At 74.2% G+C, this 18,150-nt stretch carries 17 protein-coding genes; 11 read left to right on the forward strand and 6 right to left on the reverse strand.

Features of this window, described 5'->3' with window-relative positions; all coding sequences use genetic code 11:
- Positions 1-22: 22 nt before the first annotated feature.
- The 6 genes from AB0J24_RS16490 to AB0J24_RS16515 all read left to right on the forward strand — a co-directional run bounded on the left by AB0J24_RS16490 (position 23) and on the right by AB0J24_RS16515 (position 6,705).
- Positions 23-1,174: a lyase family protein gene (locus tag AB0J24_RS16490; protein ID WP_358681840.1), complete on the forward strand. Its 1,152-nt coding sequence runs from the start codon at positions 23-25 to the stop codon at positions 1,172-1,174.
- The gene (locus AB0J24_RS16495; RefSeq protein WP_358681843.1) at positions 1,171-1,956 is read left to right on the forward strand and encodes an IclR family transcriptional regulator C-terminal domain-containing protein; all 786 of its coding nucleotides are present in this window, start codon (positions 1,171-1,173) and stop codon (positions 1,954-1,956) included. Before AB0J24_RS16490 ends, AB0J24_RS16495 begins: the two co-directional genes overlap by 4 nt.
- Positions 1,957-2,033: 77 nt before the next feature.
- Positions 2,034-3,167 carry an LLM class flavin-dependent oxidoreductase gene (locus tag AB0J24_RS16500; RefSeq protein ID WP_358681846.1) on the forward strand — a complete coding sequence of 378 codons (1,134 nt, stop codon included), beginning with the start codon at positions 2,034-2,036 and terminating at the stop codon, positions 3,165-3,167.
- A gap of 186 nt (positions 3,168-3,353) precedes the next feature.
- Complete coding sequence (locus tag AB0J24_RS16505) at positions 3,354-4,322, forward strand: helix-turn-helix domain-containing protein (RefSeq protein ID WP_358681849.1); 969 nt, start codon at positions 3,354-3,356, stop codon at positions 4,320-4,322.
- Between the two features lie 57 nt (positions 4,323-4,379).
- Positions 4,380-5,261, forward strand: coding sequence for an acyl-CoA thioesterase domain-containing protein (locus AB0J24_RS16510; protein WP_358681852.1), 882 nt, complete (start codon positions 4,380-4,382; stop codon positions 5,259-5,261).
- A gap of 58 nt (positions 5,262-5,319) precedes the next feature.
- A complete protein-coding gene (locus tag AB0J24_RS16515; RefSeq protein WP_358681855.1) occupies positions 5,320-6,705 on the forward strand; it encodes an FAD-dependent oxidoreductase in 1,386 nt (461 codons plus the stop codon).
- Between the two features lie 78 nt (positions 6,706-6,783).
- Here AB0J24_RS16515 and AB0J24_RS16520 read toward each other — a convergent pair whose 3' ends face one another.
- The 4 genes from AB0J24_RS16520 to AB0J24_RS16535 form a co-directional block, all read right to left on the reverse strand.
- The gene (locus AB0J24_RS16520) at positions 6,784-7,092 is read right to left on the reverse strand and encodes a hypothetical protein (RefSeq protein WP_358681858.1); all 309 of its coding nucleotides are present in this window, start codon (positions 7,090-7,092) and stop codon (positions 6,784-6,786) included.
- A gap of 287 nt (positions 7,093-7,379) precedes the next feature.
- Complete coding sequence (locus AB0J24_RS16525) at positions 7,380-7,658, reverse strand: Lrp/AsnC ligand binding domain-containing protein (protein ID WP_358681861.1); 279 nt, start codon at positions 7,656-7,658, stop codon at positions 7,380-7,382.
- 87 nt (positions 7,659-7,745) lie between these two features.
- The gene (gene trpD / locus AB0J24_RS16530; RefSeq protein WP_358681864.1) at positions 7,746-8,789 is read right to left on the reverse strand and encodes an anthranilate phosphoribosyltransferase; all 1,044 of its coding nucleotides are present in this window, start codon (positions 8,787-8,789) and stop codon (positions 7,746-7,748) included.
- Between the two features lie 13 nt (positions 8,790-8,802).
- Complete coding sequence (locus tag AB0J24_RS16535) at positions 8,803-9,201, reverse strand: hypothetical protein (RefSeq protein WP_358681999.1); 399 nt, start codon at positions 9,199-9,201, stop codon at positions 8,803-8,805.
- A 273-nt stretch (positions 9,202-9,474) separates the two neighbouring features.
- Here AB0J24_RS16535 and AB0J24_RS16540 point away from each other — a divergent pair, with 273 nt between their 5' ends.
- The 4 genes from AB0J24_RS16540 to AB0J24_RS16555 all read left to right on the forward strand — a co-directional run bounded on the left by AB0J24_RS16540 (position 9,475) and on the right by AB0J24_RS16555 (position 13,877).
- The gene (locus tag AB0J24_RS16540) at positions 9,475-10,083 is read left to right on the forward strand and encodes a heme-copper oxidase subunit III (RefSeq protein ID WP_358681866.1); all 609 of its coding nucleotides are present in this window, start codon (positions 9,475-9,477) and stop codon (positions 10,081-10,083) included.
- A gap of 157 nt (positions 10,084-10,240) precedes the next feature.
- On the forward strand, positions 10,241-11,029 hold the full coding sequence (locus AB0J24_RS16545; protein WP_358682002.1) for a cytochrome c: 789 nt from the start codon (positions 10,241-10,243) through the stop codon (positions 11,027-11,029).
- Positions 11,026-12,162: a Rieske 2Fe-2S domain-containing protein gene (locus AB0J24_RS16550; protein WP_358681869.1), complete on the forward strand. Its 1,137-nt coding sequence runs from the start codon at positions 11,026-11,028 to the stop codon at positions 12,160-12,162. Before AB0J24_RS16545 ends, AB0J24_RS16550 begins: the two co-directional genes overlap by 4 nt.
- The gene (locus AB0J24_RS16555) at positions 12,159-13,877 is read left to right on the forward strand and encodes a cytochrome bc complex cytochrome b subunit (RefSeq protein WP_358681872.1); all 1,719 of its coding nucleotides are present in this window, start codon (positions 12,159-12,161) and stop codon (positions 13,875-13,877) included. Before AB0J24_RS16550 ends, AB0J24_RS16555 begins: the two co-directional genes overlap by 4 nt.
- A gap of 134 nt (positions 13,878-14,011) precedes the next feature.
- Here AB0J24_RS16555 and AB0J24_RS16560 read toward each other — a convergent pair whose 3' ends face one another.
- Positions 14,012-15,739, reverse strand: a complete 1,728-nt coding sequence (locus tag AB0J24_RS16560; protein WP_358681875.1) for a DEDD exonuclease domain-containing protein — start codon at positions 15,737-15,739, stop codon at positions 14,012-14,014.
- Positions 15,740-15,994: 255 nt separating this feature from the next.
- On the opposite strand from AB0J24_RS16560, the gene AB0J24_RS16565 reads away from it, so the two are divergent.
- A complete protein-coding gene (locus AB0J24_RS16565) occupies positions 15,995-17,539 on the forward strand; it encodes an NYN domain-containing protein (protein ID WP_358681878.1) in 1,545 nt (514 codons plus the stop codon).
- Between the two features lie 103 nt (positions 17,540-17,642).
- On the opposite strand, the gene AB0J24_RS16570 is transcribed toward AB0J24_RS16565, so the two are convergent.
- The gene (locus AB0J24_RS16570; RefSeq protein WP_358681880.1) at positions 17,643-17,978 is read right to left on the reverse strand and encodes a hypothetical protein; all 336 of its coding nucleotides are present in this window, start codon (positions 17,976-17,978) and stop codon (positions 17,643-17,645) included.
- Between the last annotated feature and the right edge of the window lie 172 nt (positions 17,979-18,150).

Consider the following 18,150-nt stretch of genomic DNA (forward strand, 5'->3'; position numbering starts at 1 on the left):
CGCACTACGTACCATCGTGCGCATGTCGAACAGTCTGTTCGGTCCGCTGTCCGGCACCGCGCGCGTCGATCCACTGCTCGACGACGCCGCCTGGATCGCCGCGCTGCTGGAGGTCGAGCTGGCGCTCTCGGCCGTCGCCGCCGAGCAGGGCAGCGTCGACCCGGACGACGCCGACGGTGTCGAACGCGCGGTGGCCGCCGTCGCCGGGGTCGACCCCGCGGCGCTGGCCGCCGAGTCCACCGAGGGTGGCAATCCGGTGATCCCCCTGGTCAAGCGCCTGAAGGCGGCCGCGGCGCGGATCGCCCCGGGCGCCGAGCGTGCGATCCACCCGGGCGCGACCAGCCAGGACGTCCTCGACACCGCGCTGATGCTGCTTACCCGCCGCGCCGGGCACCGCATCGTCGAGGACCTCGCCGGCTGCGCCGACGCCGCCGCCGCGCTCGCCGCGGGCCACCGGACGACCCCGTGCGCCGCCCGCACGCTCGGCCAGCAGGCGCTGCCGACCACCTTCGGCCTGGTCGCCGCGAACTGGTGCGCCGGTCTGGACCGGGCCCGCGCCGGGCTGAACCGGCTGCTCGACGAGCTGCCCGTCCAGTTCGGCGGCGCCGCCGGCACCCTCGCCGCGTCGCACCCGCACGGCCCGGTCGTCGCCGACGGGCTCGCGGCCCGGCTCGGGCTCGCCCCGCAGGGCGTCCCGTGGCACACCGAGCGGACCCGGATCGGCGAGCTCGCCGGTGCCCTCGGCGTCGCCGCCGGGGCCTGCGCGAAGCCGGCGACCGACGTCGTGCTGCTGTCGGCGACCGAGGTCGCAGAGGTGTCCGAGGCGGCACCGGGTGACTCGTCGTCGATGCCGCACAAGCGCAACCCGGCCGCCGCGATCACCGCGCGGGCCGCTGCCCGCCGGGCGCCGGGACTGGTCGCGACGCTGCTGGCCAACGCCGACCACGAGCTCCAGCGGGCGGCAGGGGCCTGGCACGCCGAGTGGGGGACGCTCACCGAGCTGCTGCGGGTGACCGCGGGCGCGGCGTCCCGGTTGCGGGTCAGCCTGAGCGGGCTGCGGGTGCACCCGGAGGCGATGGCCCGCAACCTCGCGCTCGCCGCCGGAGCGGTGGGCACCGGCAGCGGGCACGCCGTCGAGCTCGTCGACCGGGTGCTCGCCGGGCGGCCGCGGTGAGCGAGGAGCGCCGCGAGCAGGTCCGCTCGCTGGCCCGCGGGCTCGCCGTCATCCGGTCCTTCGACGCCGACCGCCCCCAGCAGACGCTCGCCGACGTCGCCCGGTCCACCGGCCTCACCCGCGCCGCCGCCCGCCGGTTCCTGCTCACCCTGGTCGACGAGGGCTACGTCCGCACCGACGGCAGGCTCTTCACGCTGACGCCGCGGGTGCTGGAGCTCGGCTGGTCGTACCTGTCGGCGATGGGCCTGCCCGAGGTCGCCGCGCCGCACCTGGAACGGCTGGTCGCCGCCGTCCGGGACTCGGCGTCGGTCTCGGTGCTCGACGGCGACCCGGCGAGCGGTTACGACGTCGTCTACGTGGCCCGGGTGCCCACCTCCCGGATCATGACGGTGACGATCACCATCGGCACCCGCTTCCCGGCGTACGTGACCTCGATGGGCAGGGTCCTGCTCGCAGCGCTCCCGCAGCCGGCCCTGGACCGCTACCTCGACGGTCTGCGGCCCGAGGCGCTCACCGAGCACACGGTCGCCGGCCCGGGCGCGCTGCGCGCCGAGCTGGACCGGGTGCGTGCCGAGGGGTACTGCGTCGTCGACCAGGAGCTGGAGGCCGGGTTGCGGTCCATCGCGGTGCCGGTGCACGACCGCACCGGGCGGGTGGCGGCGGCGGTGAACGTCTCCACGCACGCCTCCCGCAGGGACACCGCCACGCTGCGCTCCGAGGTCCTCCCGGAGCTGCGGGCCTGCGTGGCCGCGATCGAGCTGGACCTGCGCGCGGCGGGCTGACGGGCGGCCGGGAACACCGGGGTGGCCGCTCCGGTTGGCCACGACGAGGCACGAGCGCACGAGCGAGCGGAGGCACGGTGAGCGGACGTCTGCACCTAGCGGTCGAACTCGGCGCGGGGGGACGGCACCCGGGCGGGTGGCGGCTCACCGGGGATCCCGAACGGTTGTTCGGCGCCGGGTACCACGTCGAGCTGGTGCGCACCGCCGCCCGCGGCGGGCTGGACCTGGTCACGCTGCCGGACTCGCTGCTCCCGCCCTCGGCCGACCCGGCGGCCCTGCCCGGCACCCTCGACGCCGTCGGCGTCGCCGCCCGGGTCGCGCCGGTCGTGCCCGGGATCGGCATCGTGCCGACCGTGACGGTGACCCACACCGAACCGTTCCACCTGTCGAAGGCGATCGCGACGCTCGACTTCGTCTCGACCGGCCGGGCCGGCTGGCAGCCCGACGTGTCGCGGACCCGCGCCGAGGCCGACCTGTTCGGCCGCACCACCGACCCGCGCGAGCCGGGCTCGCTGTGGCGGGAGGCGGGGGAGGTCGCCGAGGTCGTCGCCCGGCTCTGGGACTCCTGGGAGGACGACGCCGAGATCAGGGACGCCGCGACCGGCCGGTTCGTCGACCGGGACAAGCTGCACCACATCGACTTCATCGGTGAGTTCTTCTCGGTGAAGGGGCCCTCGATCACCCCGCGGCCGCCGCAGGGGCACCCGCTCACGGTGCTGCACGGTGACGAGCCGGAGGCGCTGGCGGTGGCCGCCCGGTACGCCGACGTCGTCCGGGTCACCGCCGACGGCGTCGCCGCGGCGGCCGAGGCCCGGGACCGGGTGCGGGCCGCCGTCGCCGCCGCGGGCCGCGATCCCGAGCAGGTCGCGGTGCTGCTCGACGTCGAGACGCTGCTCGGGCCCGGTGCGGAGGGCCGGCTCGCGGAGCTGGACCGGCTCGCCCCGGCCGGCGCGGACACCTCGGCGTCGACACTGCGGCACGTCGGCGACCCGGCCGAGCTGGCGGCACTGCTGCGCGACGCCGCGGAGGAACGCGCCGCCGACGGCTTCGTGTTCGTCCCGCTGGCGCTGCCCTCGGGCGTCGACGAGATCGTGGACGGTCTGCTGCCCGCGCTCGGTGACACCTGGGCCCCCGCGCCCTACGACGGCACGCTGCGGGACCGGTTCGGTCTGGACCGGCCCGCCAACCGGTACCGGAGCCCGGTGGCCTGACGGCCGACTCCCACGGGTGCGTGCGCTCACCCGATCCCGACCGGCACCCGGCCTGCGGACGGCGACGCACGACGGCCGGCGATGCGGAGCGGCCTGTGGCCCGGCACGCCGCCCGTGGCCGGATACCGACGCAGACCGGCAGGATGTCGCTGGACCGGGCGGTTCCTGCCGTCCTACCGTCGGCGAATGCTGCGCAGCGTCTCGGTGCTCGTGCTCGACGAGCTCGCCGTGTTCGAGTTCGGCGTGCTCTGCGAGGTCTTCGGTCTGGACCGCTCCGACGACGGTCTGCCGGTGCTCGACTGGACGGTCTGCGGCATGGTGGCCGGGCGGCCGGTCACCACCCGCAACGGCTTCACGATCACCCCCGAACGCGGCCTCGACGCGCTGCCCGGCGCCGACCTGGTCTGCGTCGCCGCGACCGCGCTGCGCGAGTTCCCGCCCGCCGCACTGGACGCGCTGCGCGAGGCCCGCGCCCGCGGCGCGACGATCCTGTCGGTCTGCTCCGGCGTGTTCGTGCTCGGGGCCGCCGGGCTGCTCGCCGGGCGGCGCTGCACGGTGCACTGGAAGCACGCCGACGAGCTGCGTGCGGCCCATCCCGAGGCGCTGGTCGAGGAGGACGCGCTCTACGTCGACGACGGCGACCTGGTCACCGGCGCGGGCACCGCCGCCGGGATCGACGCCTGCCTGCACCTGGTGCGCCGCGAGCTCGGTGGCGCCGTCGCCAACGGCATCGCCCGGCGGATGGTCGTCCCGCCGCAGCGCGAGGGCGGCCAGCGCCAGTTCGTCGAGCTGCCGGTGCCCGAGAACACCGCGGACTCGCTCGCCCCGGTGCTCGCCTGGCTGCTCGAACACCTCGATGCCGAGCACAGCGTCGCAGCGCTCGCCCGGCGGGCGGCGATGTCCGAGCGGACCTTCGCCCGCCGCTTCGTCGAGGAGACCGGAACCACCCCGCACCGGTGGATCTCCGCGCAGCGGGTGCTGCACGCGCGCACCCTGCTGGAGGAGACCGATCTCGGGATGGACGCCGTCGCGGCCCGCGCCGGGTTCGGCACCGCCGCCCTGCTGCGTCACCACTTCCGGCGGACCCTCGGGGTCGCGCCCGCGGACTACCGGAGCACCTTCCGCTGCAACCGCGACGAGCAGCAGCCCGCGTGAGCTACTCCACAGGGCCGCCGTCGCCTGCGAAACGTGTCCGTATCGCACGATGACGGGATGACCGGACCGGCAGCGACGACCACCACCACCACGGACCGGATGCGCCGCGCCCCGGTCGAGACGGGCCTGGGGATGGCGCCCGATCCGGCGTCCACCCGGGACGAGGTCCGGCTGCGCCTGCCGCTGCACGACGGTGTCCGCGTCGCCGACGGCCGGGTGCTGCCCCTGCTCCCCGCGCTGCTCGCCGACTCCGGCATCGGCTACCTGGTGTTCTCCACCGGCAAGCTGCGCGCGGGGGCTCCCACGGTGGAGCTGCGCCTCGACCTCGCCGCCACGCCCGCACCGCACGCCGCCTGGCTCACCGCCGACCTGACCCTGCTGCACCTCGACGACGAGATCGGGATCGGCCGCGCCGAGATGCGCGACGACACCGGTGTGCTGGTCGCCCACGCCGTCGTCAGCATGGCGGTCACCGGCGTTCCGGACCGGCCCGGCGGCCTCGCCCGGCCCGGTGGTGCGCTCGACCCGGAGGCCCGTGGCTCCCGGGACGACGCGACCGGCCCCGGCACCGACTTCCGCTCCGCGCTCGCACCGTTCGACCCGCAACGGCTGCGACCCGAGGAGCTCGAGTTCGACGGCGCCGACGCCGTGTTCACCCCGGGACCGTCCACGGTGAACCTCAACGGCACCACCCACGGCGCGGTGCTGAGCGGGTTCGCCGCCGCTGCGCAGACTGCCCACCTCGGGGAGGCGTCGGCCCGCCCGCTGTCGCTGACCGTCGAGTTCCTGCGGCCGGTGCACGTCGACGTCACGCTGCGGGCGCGCTCCACGACCATCCGCGACGGCCGGCGGTTCTGGGCCGTGCGCACCGAGCTGCTGCTGCCCGACGGGCGTGCCGCGGTCCGCGCGACGGGATCGGGACTGCGCCCCGCAGCGTGATCGCCGGGACGGCGGGTGGCTGTTAGCGTCGTCACCATCCGTTCACGGAGGTGCGATCGTGACGTCCGCGCAGGTGCCCACCCCCCGCCCGTACCGGGTCGCGGTGATCGGCTCCGGCCCGTCCGGGCTGTACACGGCCGAGGCCCTGCTGGAGGGGCATCCGGACGTCCACGTCGACATCATCGACCGGCTGCCCGCCCCGTACGGCCTGGTCCGCTACGGCGTCGCCCCGGACCATCTGAAGATGAAGTCGGTGATCCGGGCCCTGGTCACCACGTTCGACGACACCGACCGGGTCCGCTTCCTGGGCAACGTGCAGGTGGGGGAGGGCGGCATCCCGGGCGAGGTGCTGCGCGAGCACTACCACGCCGTCGTGCACGCGACCGGCAGCGCGGTGGACCGCGACCTCGGCGTGCCGGGGGAGGAGCTGGCCGGTTCGATCGGTTCCGGCGCCCTGGTGTCCTGGTACTGCGGGCATCCCGACGCGAGCGGTCCCGGCCCGGCCCTGGACCGGCCCGGCGTGGTGGTGGTCGGAGCGGGGAACGTCGCGCTCGACGTCGCCCGGGTGCTCGCCCGCCCGCCGGAGGACCTGGCCGCCACCGACGCCCACGACGCGGTGCTCGACACCCTGCGCGCCGGCGCCGTCACCGACGTGCACGTCCTGGTGCGCCGCGGCCCGCAGCACGTGAAGTTCACCCCGGCCGAGCTGCGTGCGCTGGCCAAGCTCGACGACGTCGAGATCCGGGTGCACGACGACGGCGTGCTCGCCGCGGGTGTCCCGGAGCCGGAGGAGCGGCGGATGCGTCAGGTCGTCGAGACCCTGACCGAGTGGGCGCGCACCCCGCCGGGGCCGGGTGGGCGCCGGCGGCTGCACCTGCGCTTCCTGCGCTCACCGGTCCGCCTGCTCGGGGCCGACGGCCGGGTCACCGGCGTCGAGGTCGAGCGCAACGAGATCACCGACGGCGACCGGGTCCGCGGCACCGGGGAGACCGAGGTGCTGGACGCGGGCCTGGTGGTCCGGGCGATCGGCTACTCCGGCGAGCCGATCGACGGCCTCCCGTTCGACGCGGCGACCGGGACCGTGCCGCACGAGGCGGGGCGGGTCGTGCTGGGCGGGGAGCCGCTGCGCGGCAGCTACGTGGCTGGCTGGATCAAGCGCGGCCCGACCGGGGTGATCGGCACCAACAAGGGCGACGGGGCGGAGACCGCCGCCTCGGTACTGGCCGATCTGCCGGACCTGGGGACGCCACCCCGCCCGGGCGGCGATGCGGTGCTGGACCGGTTGCGCGAGTACGGGATCGAGCCGGTGCTGTGGGAGGACTGGCTCCGGCTGGACGCCGCCGAGATCGAGCTGGGCGCCCGGCGCGGAGGCACCGACCGGGTGAAGATCGCTGATCGGGCGTCGATGCTCGACGCCGCTCGTGGGACCGGCGCCCGGTCCTGAGCTCGGCCCCGGTGGGGGAGCGGCGGCCGCGGCCGTGAGCGGAACGCCACGGCGTGCGGCGTCCGCACCGGCCGGGGTTCAGTACGGGTCGACCGCCAGGACACCGGGCATGGCGAGCATCCGGCGCTCGAACTCCTCGGCCTCGGCGGGCGTCATCGACATGGTGCAGGTGACCGAGCTGTAGGCGACGCCCTCGCGGACGTCGACCGAGAACTCGCGCAGCGCGCGGCCGCAGGTCTGGAGGGCGGTGGCGAGCGCCATGACACCGTCCATCCCGTCGCCGGTGACGACGGTGTGCCGGCGCGGCATCCGGGCGGCGATGTCGGTGGGGTCGCCGGAGGCGGTGGGGAAGGTGAAGGTGGTGGGCCGGTCGGCGGTGATGCTCATGATGGAAGGGCTCCGTGCGTTGCGCGAATGAGGCTCAGAACACGAGCCAGGTCTCGACCGTCATGACAGTGGACGGGAGGGGTGCGCCTGGATGGGGCGCGGCGCGTCGGCGGCCTGGATCAGCCGACGCGCAGTGCTACTGCCGCGCTAAGTCGTGCTGCGAGCAGCGCTGCGACCGGAGCAAGGATGTGCTCGACGGGGCGCATGACGATCACATTAGCAAGTGCGTGCGTCCTGCGCCACACCGGTTACCGCCGTCGTGAGCGGGGGAGTCGGCGGCGGAGCGGTCAGTCCAGCCCGATGGCGAAGGCCGCGTCGGTGTCGGCCTTGGAGTACGAGCGGAACGCGATGTGCGTGTCGGTGCCGATCACGCCCTCCACCCGGCTGAGCTTGCCCGCGATGATCTCGGCGAGCTGCTCGTGCTCGCGCACCTTCACGATGGCGATCAGGTCGACGTCGCCCGCGCAGGAGTACACCTCGGCGACCCCGTCCAGGTCCGCGATCGCCTGCGCGGTCTCGGGGATCCGGTCGGCAGCGGTGTGCACCAGGACGATCGCGGTGATCACGGCGGGGCTCCCCCTCGGGTCGGGACCGGTGGTCGCGTTCAGGCTAGACGGTGCGGCGGAGCGGGCCGAACCGCTGCGCGCCGGGCATCAACCGGCGGCGAGCTCGGTGGAGCGCGCCGCCCAGCGGGCCAGCAGGTCGGCACCGGCGCCGGAGTCGACCGCCTGCGCGACGGCGTCCAGCGCATCGCCGATCGCGGCGGTGAGATCGTCCCCGATCCCGCGGTACGCGGCGAGCGCGCCGGCGGCGTTGAGCAGCACCGCGTCGCGCACCGGACCGGTCTTCCCGGCCAGCAGGTCGCGCACCACCGCTGCGTTCACCTCGGGGGTGCCACCGCGCAGGTCCTCGGGCGTGGCGGGGCGCACCCCGAGATCGGCCGGATCCAGCCGGGCCCGCCGGACCTCGCCACCCTCGGCGATCCAGACCGAGCTGGACGTGGTGGTCGTCAGCTCGTCGAGGCCGTCGTCACCCCGGACGACCAGCACCGACTTGCCGCGCCGGGCGAACACCTCCGCCATCGCGGGTGCGTGCCGCGCGTCGGCGCAGCCGATCAGCCCGGTCGCCGGCTGGGCCGGGTTGGACAGCGGCCCGAGCAGATTCATCGCGGTCGGCACACCCAGCTCGCGGCGGACGCCACCGGCGTGGCGCATGGCCGGGTGGAACGCCTGCGCGAAGCAGAACCCGATACCGAGTTCGGCGACGCACCGCTCGACGGCGGCGGGGGTCAGCTCGATCGCGACCCCGAGCGTCTCCAGCACGTCCGCCGTGCCGGACCGGGACGACGCGGCCCGCCCGCCGTGCTTGACCACCGGCGCGCCGGCGGCCGCGACGACGATCGCCGCCATCGTGGAGATGTTCACCGTGTGCGCCTGGTCGCCACCGGTGCCGACGACGTCGACGGCGCGGCCGGGTACCTCCACCCGCAGCGCGTGCGCCAGCATGGCGTCGGCCATGCCGGAGATCTCGGCGGAGGTCTCGCCCTTCGCGCGCAGCGCGACGAGGAAACCGGCGAGCTGGGCCGGTGTCGCCTCGCCGGCGAACACCTGGTTCATCGCCCAGGTGGCCTCCTCGGTGCCGACGTCCCGGCCGCTGACCAGCCGGCCGATCACGGAGGGCCAGGTGGGTGCGCTCACGCGGTGCGTCCTTCTACTTCTGCTGCGCGGTCAGGGTGCCGGCGCGGTGGTCGCGCAGCACCTGCGCGACCACCTCCGCGGACTCGATCGGGTCCAGCGGGTGCACCAGGACGGCGTCGGCCTCCGACCAGGTGGCCAGCCACCGGTCGTCGCGGCGCCGCACGGTGAGCACGATCGGCGGGCAGTCGACGATCTCGTGCCGCAGCTGCTTGGCGACGCCCATCCCACCGGTGGGCTGCGCCTCGCCGTCGAGGACCAGCAGGTCCGCCTCGCCGGCGTCACAGGCCGCGAGCACCTCGGCGATGCCGCTCGCCTCGAGGTAGGTCACCCGGCCGACATCGGGCGCGGGTCGCCGCCCGACCGCGTTGATGATGCCCTCGCGTACCTCCGGACGGTGGCTGTAGACCAGCACGGTGCTGGTGCCGCTCGCCCGTCCGCCGGTCGCGCCGCCGATCTCTGCCGCTGCTCCGCTCGCCACCCGGCGGATAGTAGTCGGTGCACGGGCCCGGCCGACCGGCGCCGGGAACTCGGCGGCGCCCCCGTTCGTCCCACCCTCGCCGGCCGCGCGCGACGCCGCCGCGCCGCTCCGGCCCGGCGGAGGAACGGCTGATCACGGGCACCGTTCGCCGATCGTGATGCGCCGATGGGTATCCCGACAAGCCGTAGAAGTTCGGCTCGGGTCATAATGCCCGGCGTGACGACAGCGGCACCCCACATCAGCTCGCGGATCCATTCGCTGAACCGCCCGAACCTGGTCAGCATCGGCACCATCGTCTGGCTCGCCAGCGAGCTGATGTTCTTCGCCGGGCTGTTCGCGATGTACTTCACCGCGCGTGCGCAGAACGACGGCCCGTGGCCCCCGGAGCCGACGCACCTCAACGTGCCGTACGCGTTGACGATCACCACGATCCTGGTCGCGTCCTCCTTCACCTGCCAGTTCGGCGTCTTCGCCGCCGAACGTGGCGACGTGTTCGGGCTGCGCCGCTGGTACCTGCTGACGCTGCTGATGGGGACCATCTTCGTCGTCGGCCAGGCGTACGAGTACGTCCTGCTGGTCGAGGAGGGCACGACCATCGCGTCCAGCGCGTACGGGTCGGTCTTCTACATGGCGACCGGATTCCACGGCCTGCACGTGATCGGCGGCCTGGTCGCGTTCGTCTACCTGCTCATCCGGACCAAGCTGAGCAAGTTCACCCCGGCCCAGGCCACCGCCGCGATCGTCGTGTCCTACTACTGGCACTTCGTCGACGTGGTGTGGATCGCGCTGTTCGCCGTCATCTACTTCATCCGCTAGCCGGCCGCCCCATGACCGCACCCGCCACGACGTCCAGGTTGGAAGACCCCGAGCGATGACCGAGAATCCCGAGGGCGCTGACAGCGCAGCCCAGAACCCACCACCGGGCGGCCGGCCCGAGCAGGACGCCGGACGCCGATCCCGCCCGCACGGCAAGATGCACCGCCGGATCGCCGGCGCCCTCGCGATCGGTCTCAGCCTGGTGACCGTCGGCTTCCTCTACACCGCTCTGGCGCCCCAGCCGCAGGTCGCCGAGGCACAGCCGGACGCCGCCCTGATCGCGAAGGGTGAGCAGCTCTACAACAACACCTGCATCAGCTGTCACGGCGCGAACCTGCAGGGCGAGCAGGACCGCGGGCCGAGCCTGATCGGCGTCGGCGACGCGGCGGTGTACTTCCAGGTGTCGTCGGGCCGGATGCCGATGGCCCGCCAGGAGGCACAGGCCGCCCGCAAGCCGCCGCTGCCGATCTTCGACCCGGAGACCGCCGAGGGCCGCGCGAACCTGGAGGCGCTGGGCGCCTACATCCAGGCCAACGGCGGTGGCCCGGTCACCCCGGCCGAGCGCGGCGAGGCGCTGCGCGGTGACGACCCGGCTCGCGGCGGCACGCTGTACCGGCTCAACTGCGCGTCCTGCCACAACTTCACCGGTGTCGGCGGTGCGCTGTCGTCCGGGAAGTACGCCCCGGCGCTGGCCCCGGCCAGCGAGTCGCAGATCTACACGGCGATGCAGACCGGTCCGCAGAACATGCCGCGGTTCTCCGACCAGCAGCTCACGCCGGAGGAGAAGCGCGACATCATCGCGTACATCAAGTCGGTCAACGAGACCAACAACCCTGGTGGCTACTCCCTGCTGGGCCTCGGCCCGACGGCGGAGGGTGTGTTCGTGTTCGTGGTCGTCATGTCCGGGCTGGTCGGGTTCGCGATCTGGTTGGGGGCGAAGAGTTGAGCAGCGAGGTCAGCACCGGGCCGGGCAGGCGTCCGACCCGGGAGGAGCTCGACGAGATGTCGCACGAGCAGCTGGCCCGGTTGGCTGGCGAGCTCGACGAGGTCGAGGTCGTGCACAACACGCCCAAGTTCCCGATCCCGGGCACGCGGGCGGAGAAGCGCGCCGAGCGCACGGTCGCGCTGTGGTTCGTGATCTCGGCGCTGTCCGGGCTCGCGTTCCTGGTCGCCTTCATCTGGTGGCCGTGGGAGTACGTGAACGTCGGCGAGCCCGGTTACACGATCTACTCGTTGTACACCCCGGTGATCGGGTTCACCTTCGGGTTCTCGATCCTGGCACTGGGCATCGCGGTGATCCAGGCCGTGAAGAAGCTGTTCCCGGACGAGGTCTCGGTCCAGCAGCGCCACGACGGCCCCTCCGACGAGGTGGACCGCCGCACGGTGATCGCGCAGCTCGCCGACGCCGGCAGGAGCACCACCCTCGGGCGGCGCAAGCTGATCATCCGCAGTGCCGGCCTCGCGGCCACGGTGGTCGGCATCGGCACCGGTGTCGCCGCGCTCGGCGGCATCGTCCGCAACCCGTGGGCCGAGGGTGACGAGGCCCCGCTGTGGCACACCGGATGGCGCTCGGAGAACGGCGAGACCGTGTACCTGCGCACCGACACCGGTATCCTCAGCGAGATCGCGCGCGTGCGGCCCGAGGACATGGAGCCGGGTTCGATGATGACGGTCTTCCCGTACCGGGAGAGCGAGCGTGGGGACGAGACGGCGCTGCTGCACGCGCAGCGCGCCTCCGACGCACCGGTCATGCTGATCCGCCTCCGGCCCGGCACCGTGGTCAACGCCCGGCCCGGCCAGGAGGACTTCAACTACGGCGATTTCTACGCCTGGTCGAAGGTCTGCACGCACGTCGGCTGCCCGACGTCGCTGTACCAGGCGCAGGACAACCGCATCCTGTGCCCCTGCCACCAGTCGCAGTTCCTGGCGACGGAGGACGCCCGGCCGGTCTTCGGTCCGGCGGCCCGCCCGCTGCCCCAGCTGCCGATCACGGTGAACGATGAGGGCTACTTCGTCGCCCAGAGCGACTTCGTCGAGCCCGTCGGACCTGCGTTCTGGGAGAGGCCGAAGACGACATGAGTTCGATCACCACTCCGACGTCCTCCCCGGGAGGGGGGTCGTCCAAGGCCGCAGAGGCGCTGGACCAGCTCGACCAGCGCTTCCACCCGGCGGCGGGGCTGCGCAAGCAGTTCAACAAGGTCTTCCCGACGCACTGGTCGTTCATGCTCGGTGAGGTCGCGCTCTACAGCTTCATCATCCTGTTGCTGTCGGGCACGTACCTGGCGCTGTTCTTCGATCCCTCGATGGAGGAGATCGTCTACAACGGCCCGTACGACCCGCTGCGCGGCGTCCACATGTCGCGCGCCTACGAGTCGGCGCTGGAGATCTCCTTCGAGGTCCGCGGCGGGTTGTTCATGCGCCAGGTCCACCACTGGGCCGCGCTGCTCTTCGTCGCCTCGATGATCATCCACATGTTCCGGGTGTTCTTCACCGGCGCGTTCCGCAAGCCGCGAGAGACGAACTGGGTCATCGGCATCGTCCTGATCCTGCTGGGCACCTTCGAGGGCTTCACCGGCTACTCGCTGCCCGACGACCTGCTCTCCGGAGTCGGTCTGCGGATCGCCTCGGGCATCACGCTCACGGTCCCGGTCATGGGTACCTGGGTGCACTGGGCCCTGTTCGGTGGCGAGTTCCCCGGCACGGAGATCATCCCGAGGCTCTACATCATCCACGTGCTCGTGCTGCCGGGGATCATCCTCGCGCTGATCGCGGTGCACCTCGGGCTCGTCTGGTACCAGAAGCACACCCAGTTCCCGGGGCCGGGCCGGACCGAGAACAACGTCGTCGGCGTGCGGATCATGCCGCAGTTCGCGGCGAAGGGCGGCGCGTTCTTCGCCGTCACCGCAGGTGTCATCTGCCTGGTCAGCGGCCTGTTCCAGATCAACGGCATCTGGTCGATCGGCCCGTACGACGCCTCGCACATCTCCGCCGGTTCACAGCCCGACTTCTACATGTTGTGGTCGGAGGGGATGGCCCGGATCTTCCCGCCGTGGGAGTTCTACCTCTTCGACACGTACACGATCCCGTCCGCGTTCATCCCGACGGCGGGCTTCCTGCCGGTGCTGTTCCTCGTGGCGGCGGCCTATCCGGCGATCGAACGCAGGTTCACCGGGGACGACGCGATCCACAACCTGCTGCAGCGCCCGCGCGACGTGCCGGTCCGCACGGCGCTCGGCGCGATGGCCATCTCGTTCTACCTGTGGCTGGTCATGTGCGGGTTCAACGACTGGATCGCGCTGTTCTTCCACATCTCGCTCAACGCGACGACCTGGGCGGGCCGGTTGGGCCTGTTGATCGTGCCGCCGATCGTGTACTGGGTCACCTACCGCTGGTGCCTGGGCCTGCAGAAGTCGGACCGGGCGGTGCTGGAGCACGGCATCGAGACCGGCATCATCAAGCGGCTCCCGCACGGCGAGTTCATCGAGGTGCACCAGCCGCTGGCCGGTGTCGACTCGCACGGGCACCCGATCCCGCTCGAGTACCAGGGCTCGTCGGTGCCCAAGCGGATGAACCAGCTGGGCTCGGCCGGTGAGCCGGTCCCCGGTTCACTGCTCTCGCCGGACCCCGCGGACGAGTCCCGGGCGCTGGCCCAGGCCCGGCACGAGGCCCACGAGCGGGAGCTGGCCGAGCGCGAGGAGCGCGCGGCGGCTCGGCGGGCACTGGAGTCCCGGAGCACGGAGGAACTCTCCGGGCGGCCGGACGACGGTGGTCGGCCGCAGCAGCCGGGCGACTGAGCGCGACGCACGAGACGCACGAGGAAGGAGGGGCCCCGCCATCGGCGGGGCCCCTCCTTCCTCGTGCGCCCCGGGTGCAGGGGGCCGAGCACATCCCGGTCCGTACGAGGCGCGGGCCTGCGCACCGCCGGCGATCACGGTTCCGCCTCGCCCGTGCGGTGTGCCGCATCCCTGGCCCGTTCCACCCAGGACCGCCACCGGCCGCCGCCGTGGGCGGGCTCGGCCCACGGCGGATCGCTGCGCACCAGCCGGGTCCCGCCGCCGGTGAGCCAGCGGTGCAGCAACCGCACCTCCTCGGCATGCGCCCCGCGCAGCGGCCCCGGCTCCGGCAGCACGGTCTGCGCGCTGCTCCGCAGCGACTCGATCTCCGGCATCGGCCGGACCCCGCGCGGCGCGTTCCCGGCGGCCGCCAACCGGCCGTGCCGGACGACGGCGATCTCCCAGCCACCGGCACCGTCGGGCCGGGCGCCGACGACCTCGTCCAGGCCGGCCAGCGCGGCGAGCGTCCCCGCGCGGTCGAGCCCGGCCGCGAGGTGGGCCAACCGGTCCCGCACGCGGCCCGCGGCCTCGTAGCGCCCGTCCGCGGAGCGGGCCTCGATCTCGGCGGCCAGTGCCCGCAACGGGGTGTCGTCGCGGCCGGAGACGAGATCGCACCAGGACTCGACGGCGGGCCGGTACTCCTCGGCGGACTGCAGACCGGCGCACGGGGCGGCGCAGCGGCCCAGCTCGTGCAGGGCACACGGGGTGGCCGTGGGAGTGCGCGAAGGGATCCGGATCGTGCACCGGCGCAGCGGCACCGCGTCGAGCGCGGCGTCCAGCGCGTCGGTGGCGGCGCGCCGCGAGCCGAACGGCCCGAGCGCACCCGGCCGTGGTGTGGTGACGACCGACAACCGCGGGAAAGCCTCCGCGGTCGGTACCACCCACCAGGCCCGGCCGGGATTGCGGGAGCGACGGTTGTAGCGCGGACGGTGGGCCGCGATCAATCGCAGCTCCCGCACCGACGCCTCCAGCGCATGGGCGCAGACGACGGTGTCGACCCGTTCGGCCTGCGCGACCATGTCCCGCACGCGACGTCGCCGCTCTCCCGCGGTGAAGTACGAGCGGACCCGGCGGTGCAGGTCACCGCTGGTGCCGACATAGAGCACCTCGCCGCGGGCGTCCCGGAACAGGTACACCCCGGGGGCGGAGGGCACGTCGTTCGCGAGGTGCCTGCGGCGGCGCTGGGCGGTGGTCGGCCGGTGCGGTGCACGGTCGCGCACCAGCTGGAGCAGCTCCTCGAGGCTCTGCACGCCGAGGTTCCCGATCCGCTCCAGCAGGTGGTGCAGCACCTCGACGGTGGCCCGGGCATCGGTGAGGGCACGGTGGTCGGGTGTGGTGGCGCAGCCGAAGTGCGCCGCGAGCGCACCCAGCCCGACGCTGGGGCACTCGGAGCGGGGCAGCACCGCACGGGCCAACCGGGCCGTGCACAGCACCGGCGGCGACGGCCACGGGCGTTCCTGCCGACGGCAGGCGGCGCGCAGGAACCCGGTGTCGAACGGCGCGTTGTGCGCGACCAGCACCGCCCCGCGCAACCGGTCGAGCACACCGGGCAGGACCGCCCCCAGCGGCGGCGCCCCGGCGAGCATCGCATCGGTGATGCCGGTCAGCCGCGACACGTCCGGCGGGACCGGTGTGCCGGGGGCCACCAACGTCGACAGTTCGGCGAGCCGTTCACCGCCGCGCACCGCGACCAGGCCGACCTCGGTGATCGCATCGGTTCGGTGGCTGCCACCGGTGGTCTCCAGGTCGACGACGCAGAAGGTGACGTCGCGCAGGGGAGTGCCCAGCTCGTCGAAGGTGAGCTGCGGGGAGCAGGTGGTCACGGCCGGCACGGTAGCGCCACCGTCCGACAGTATGTTCGAGTGCGCGGGTCCGCCGCCCGGATCGCGCTGCGGGCCGAGCTGCCGACCGGGACCGCCGGTGCGGTGGCATCGGCCCGGGCACGACGTGGACGCGGTCCGGCACGACTGCCGCGGGCGGCTCCTGCGGTGATCCGGGCCGGCCACCTTTCGGTCATGGTCGCGGCCGGACCGGCGCGGGCGGCGGCGACCCGGGACGGTCGGGGCTAGCCTTGACAGATGGCGCACCACGACGGAGAGCAACCGGAGCCTGCGGGCCCCGGCGCGCCGTCGGGCCCGCCGCCCACCGGTACGCCGGGCACTCCGGAGGCCTTTCCGGGGCCGCGCGCCGCCCGGGACGACCCCGAGGACGGTTGGCCGCCGCTGACCGCACCGCTGCGCTTCCGACTGGCCGAGATCGCCGGTACCGCCCTGGCCGGCATGCCCGCGGCGGACGTGCCCGGCCCGCTACGCCGGTTCGCCCGGTTCACGCCGGCGAAGCGTGCCCGGTACGGCGGCCAGGCACTGGTCGCGAGGCTCGAACAGGACGCTGCGTTCCGGGCCGCCGTGGTGGCCTGGTGGGCGGAGAACCGGCCGGGCGAGCTGGAGCTCCCCCCGGCGGCCGGGGGTGCGGGCGCGCCCTCCGAGCAGGACACGGCGCAGAACGCCGGACCGTCCGCTGGCCCCGCCGGCGGGGAGCCGGCCGCGGATCCGGCGCGGCTACCCGCCCCGGTCGACAAGCTCGACGCCGCGGCGGTCGCCCTGCTCACCGGTGACCCGCTGGCGAGCCGGCGGGTGGCCGAGGCCGAGCAGACCGGCGACCTGTCCTCGCTTCGTGCCGAGCGTGACGAGGCGATCGCGAAGGTCGACAAGGTCACCGCCGAGCTGGAGCGCGCACAGGCGGAGCTCGCCGAGGAGCGTGAGCGGGCCCGCTCGGCGATCGCCGAGCACCAGATGGAGTACCAGCAGATGCGCCGCCGGGTCAGCGAGCAGGGCGCGCGCCTGCGGGCGGCGCTGGACGCCCGGGCCGAGCTGGAGGCCGAGGTGGAGATGCTGCGTGCGGGTGCGGACGAGCGGCTGGCCGCCGCACGCGCGGACGCCGAGCGGGAGCGGGAGCGGGCCGACGCCGAGCGCCGGCGGGCGGACGCCGCGGTGCGCGAGGTGGCCGCGGCGCGGCAGGCGGCGCGCGAGGCCCGGCGCGGCGACGAGGTGCGCCTGGAGCTGCTGCTCGACACGGTCGGTGGCGCGATCGCCGGTCTGCGCCGCGAGCTCGACGTCGGCGCCGGGGGGCCACGGCCTGCCGATCTCGTCGCCGGCACCGGCCCGGTCGACGCGGGCGTCGCGGCGGCGAGCGGACGGGCCGGACTGCCGGTGGACGGGCTCGCCGCCCTGGACACGCTGCTCGCGATGCCGTCGGTGCATCTGATCGTCGACGGCTACAACGTGAGCAAGACCGGATACCCCGATCTTCCGCTGGCTGATCAGCGGGCCCGCCTGGTCGGCCAGCTCGGGGCGCTGGGCGCGCGCACCGGCGCCGAGATCACCGTCGTCTTCGACGGGGCGGCGGTCAGCGCGGCCCCGCTGCGCGGTGGCCGCGGCGTGCGGGTGCTGTTCAGCGAGGCCGGGGTGCTCGCCGACGACGTGATCCGCGATCTCGTCGCGGCCGAGCCGGACGGCAGGCCGTTGCTGGTCGCGACGTCGGACCAGGAGGTCGTCCGCTCGGTCCGGCGCCGCGGAGCGCACTCGGTGCCCTCCGCCGTGCTGTTGCGCCGACTCGGCGGCTGACCGGACCGCCCGGCCGGCGACCGGCCGTGGCCGCCTCGGAGCCGGCGCCGCGGCCGATGCCGCCGGCGGTCCCGCCGCTGCCACGATCGGCGCCGGCGGCCGATCAGCCCGCATCGCGCTGCCGGGGAGGCAGCACCGGCATCGGCAGCACGGGGCCGGCGGGCGGTTCGGCCCGCGCGGCCCCGGCCTCCACCAACCGCAGATGCGGGATCAGGCCCTGCTCGGCGAGAACCTGCAGCGCGCGGCGCTCCGGCTCGGAGAACTCGAGCGGACCGCCTGCCGGCCCGCCCGGGTGTTCGGCCCGGACCGGGGGACCCGGCGCCTCCACGGGCAGGTAGGGGATCGGGCGGTCGATCTCGGGCACGTCCATGAGCACCCCGATCACGCAGTCGCCACAGGCGGTGTCACGCACCTGGCAGCGGTCGCAGTCGACGATCATCACGCCTCCTTCGGTGAGGTGGGTCGAGTCGGTGGGTCGTCGATCGATCACCGCGGACGCTAGGGGAGGGGTCCGACAGAAACGGTGCACGAACCCGCGGCCGGCGGCCCGCGGCGTACCCGCGGGCGGAACCCGCAGCGGGTGCTTCGCCGACCCGTGGGACTCCGAGCAG

Source organism: Pseudonocardia sp. NPDC049635, assembly GCF_040659795.1.
Classification (GTDB): Bacteria; Actinomycetota; Actinomycetes; order Mycobacteriales; family Pseudonocardiaceae; genus Pseudonocardia.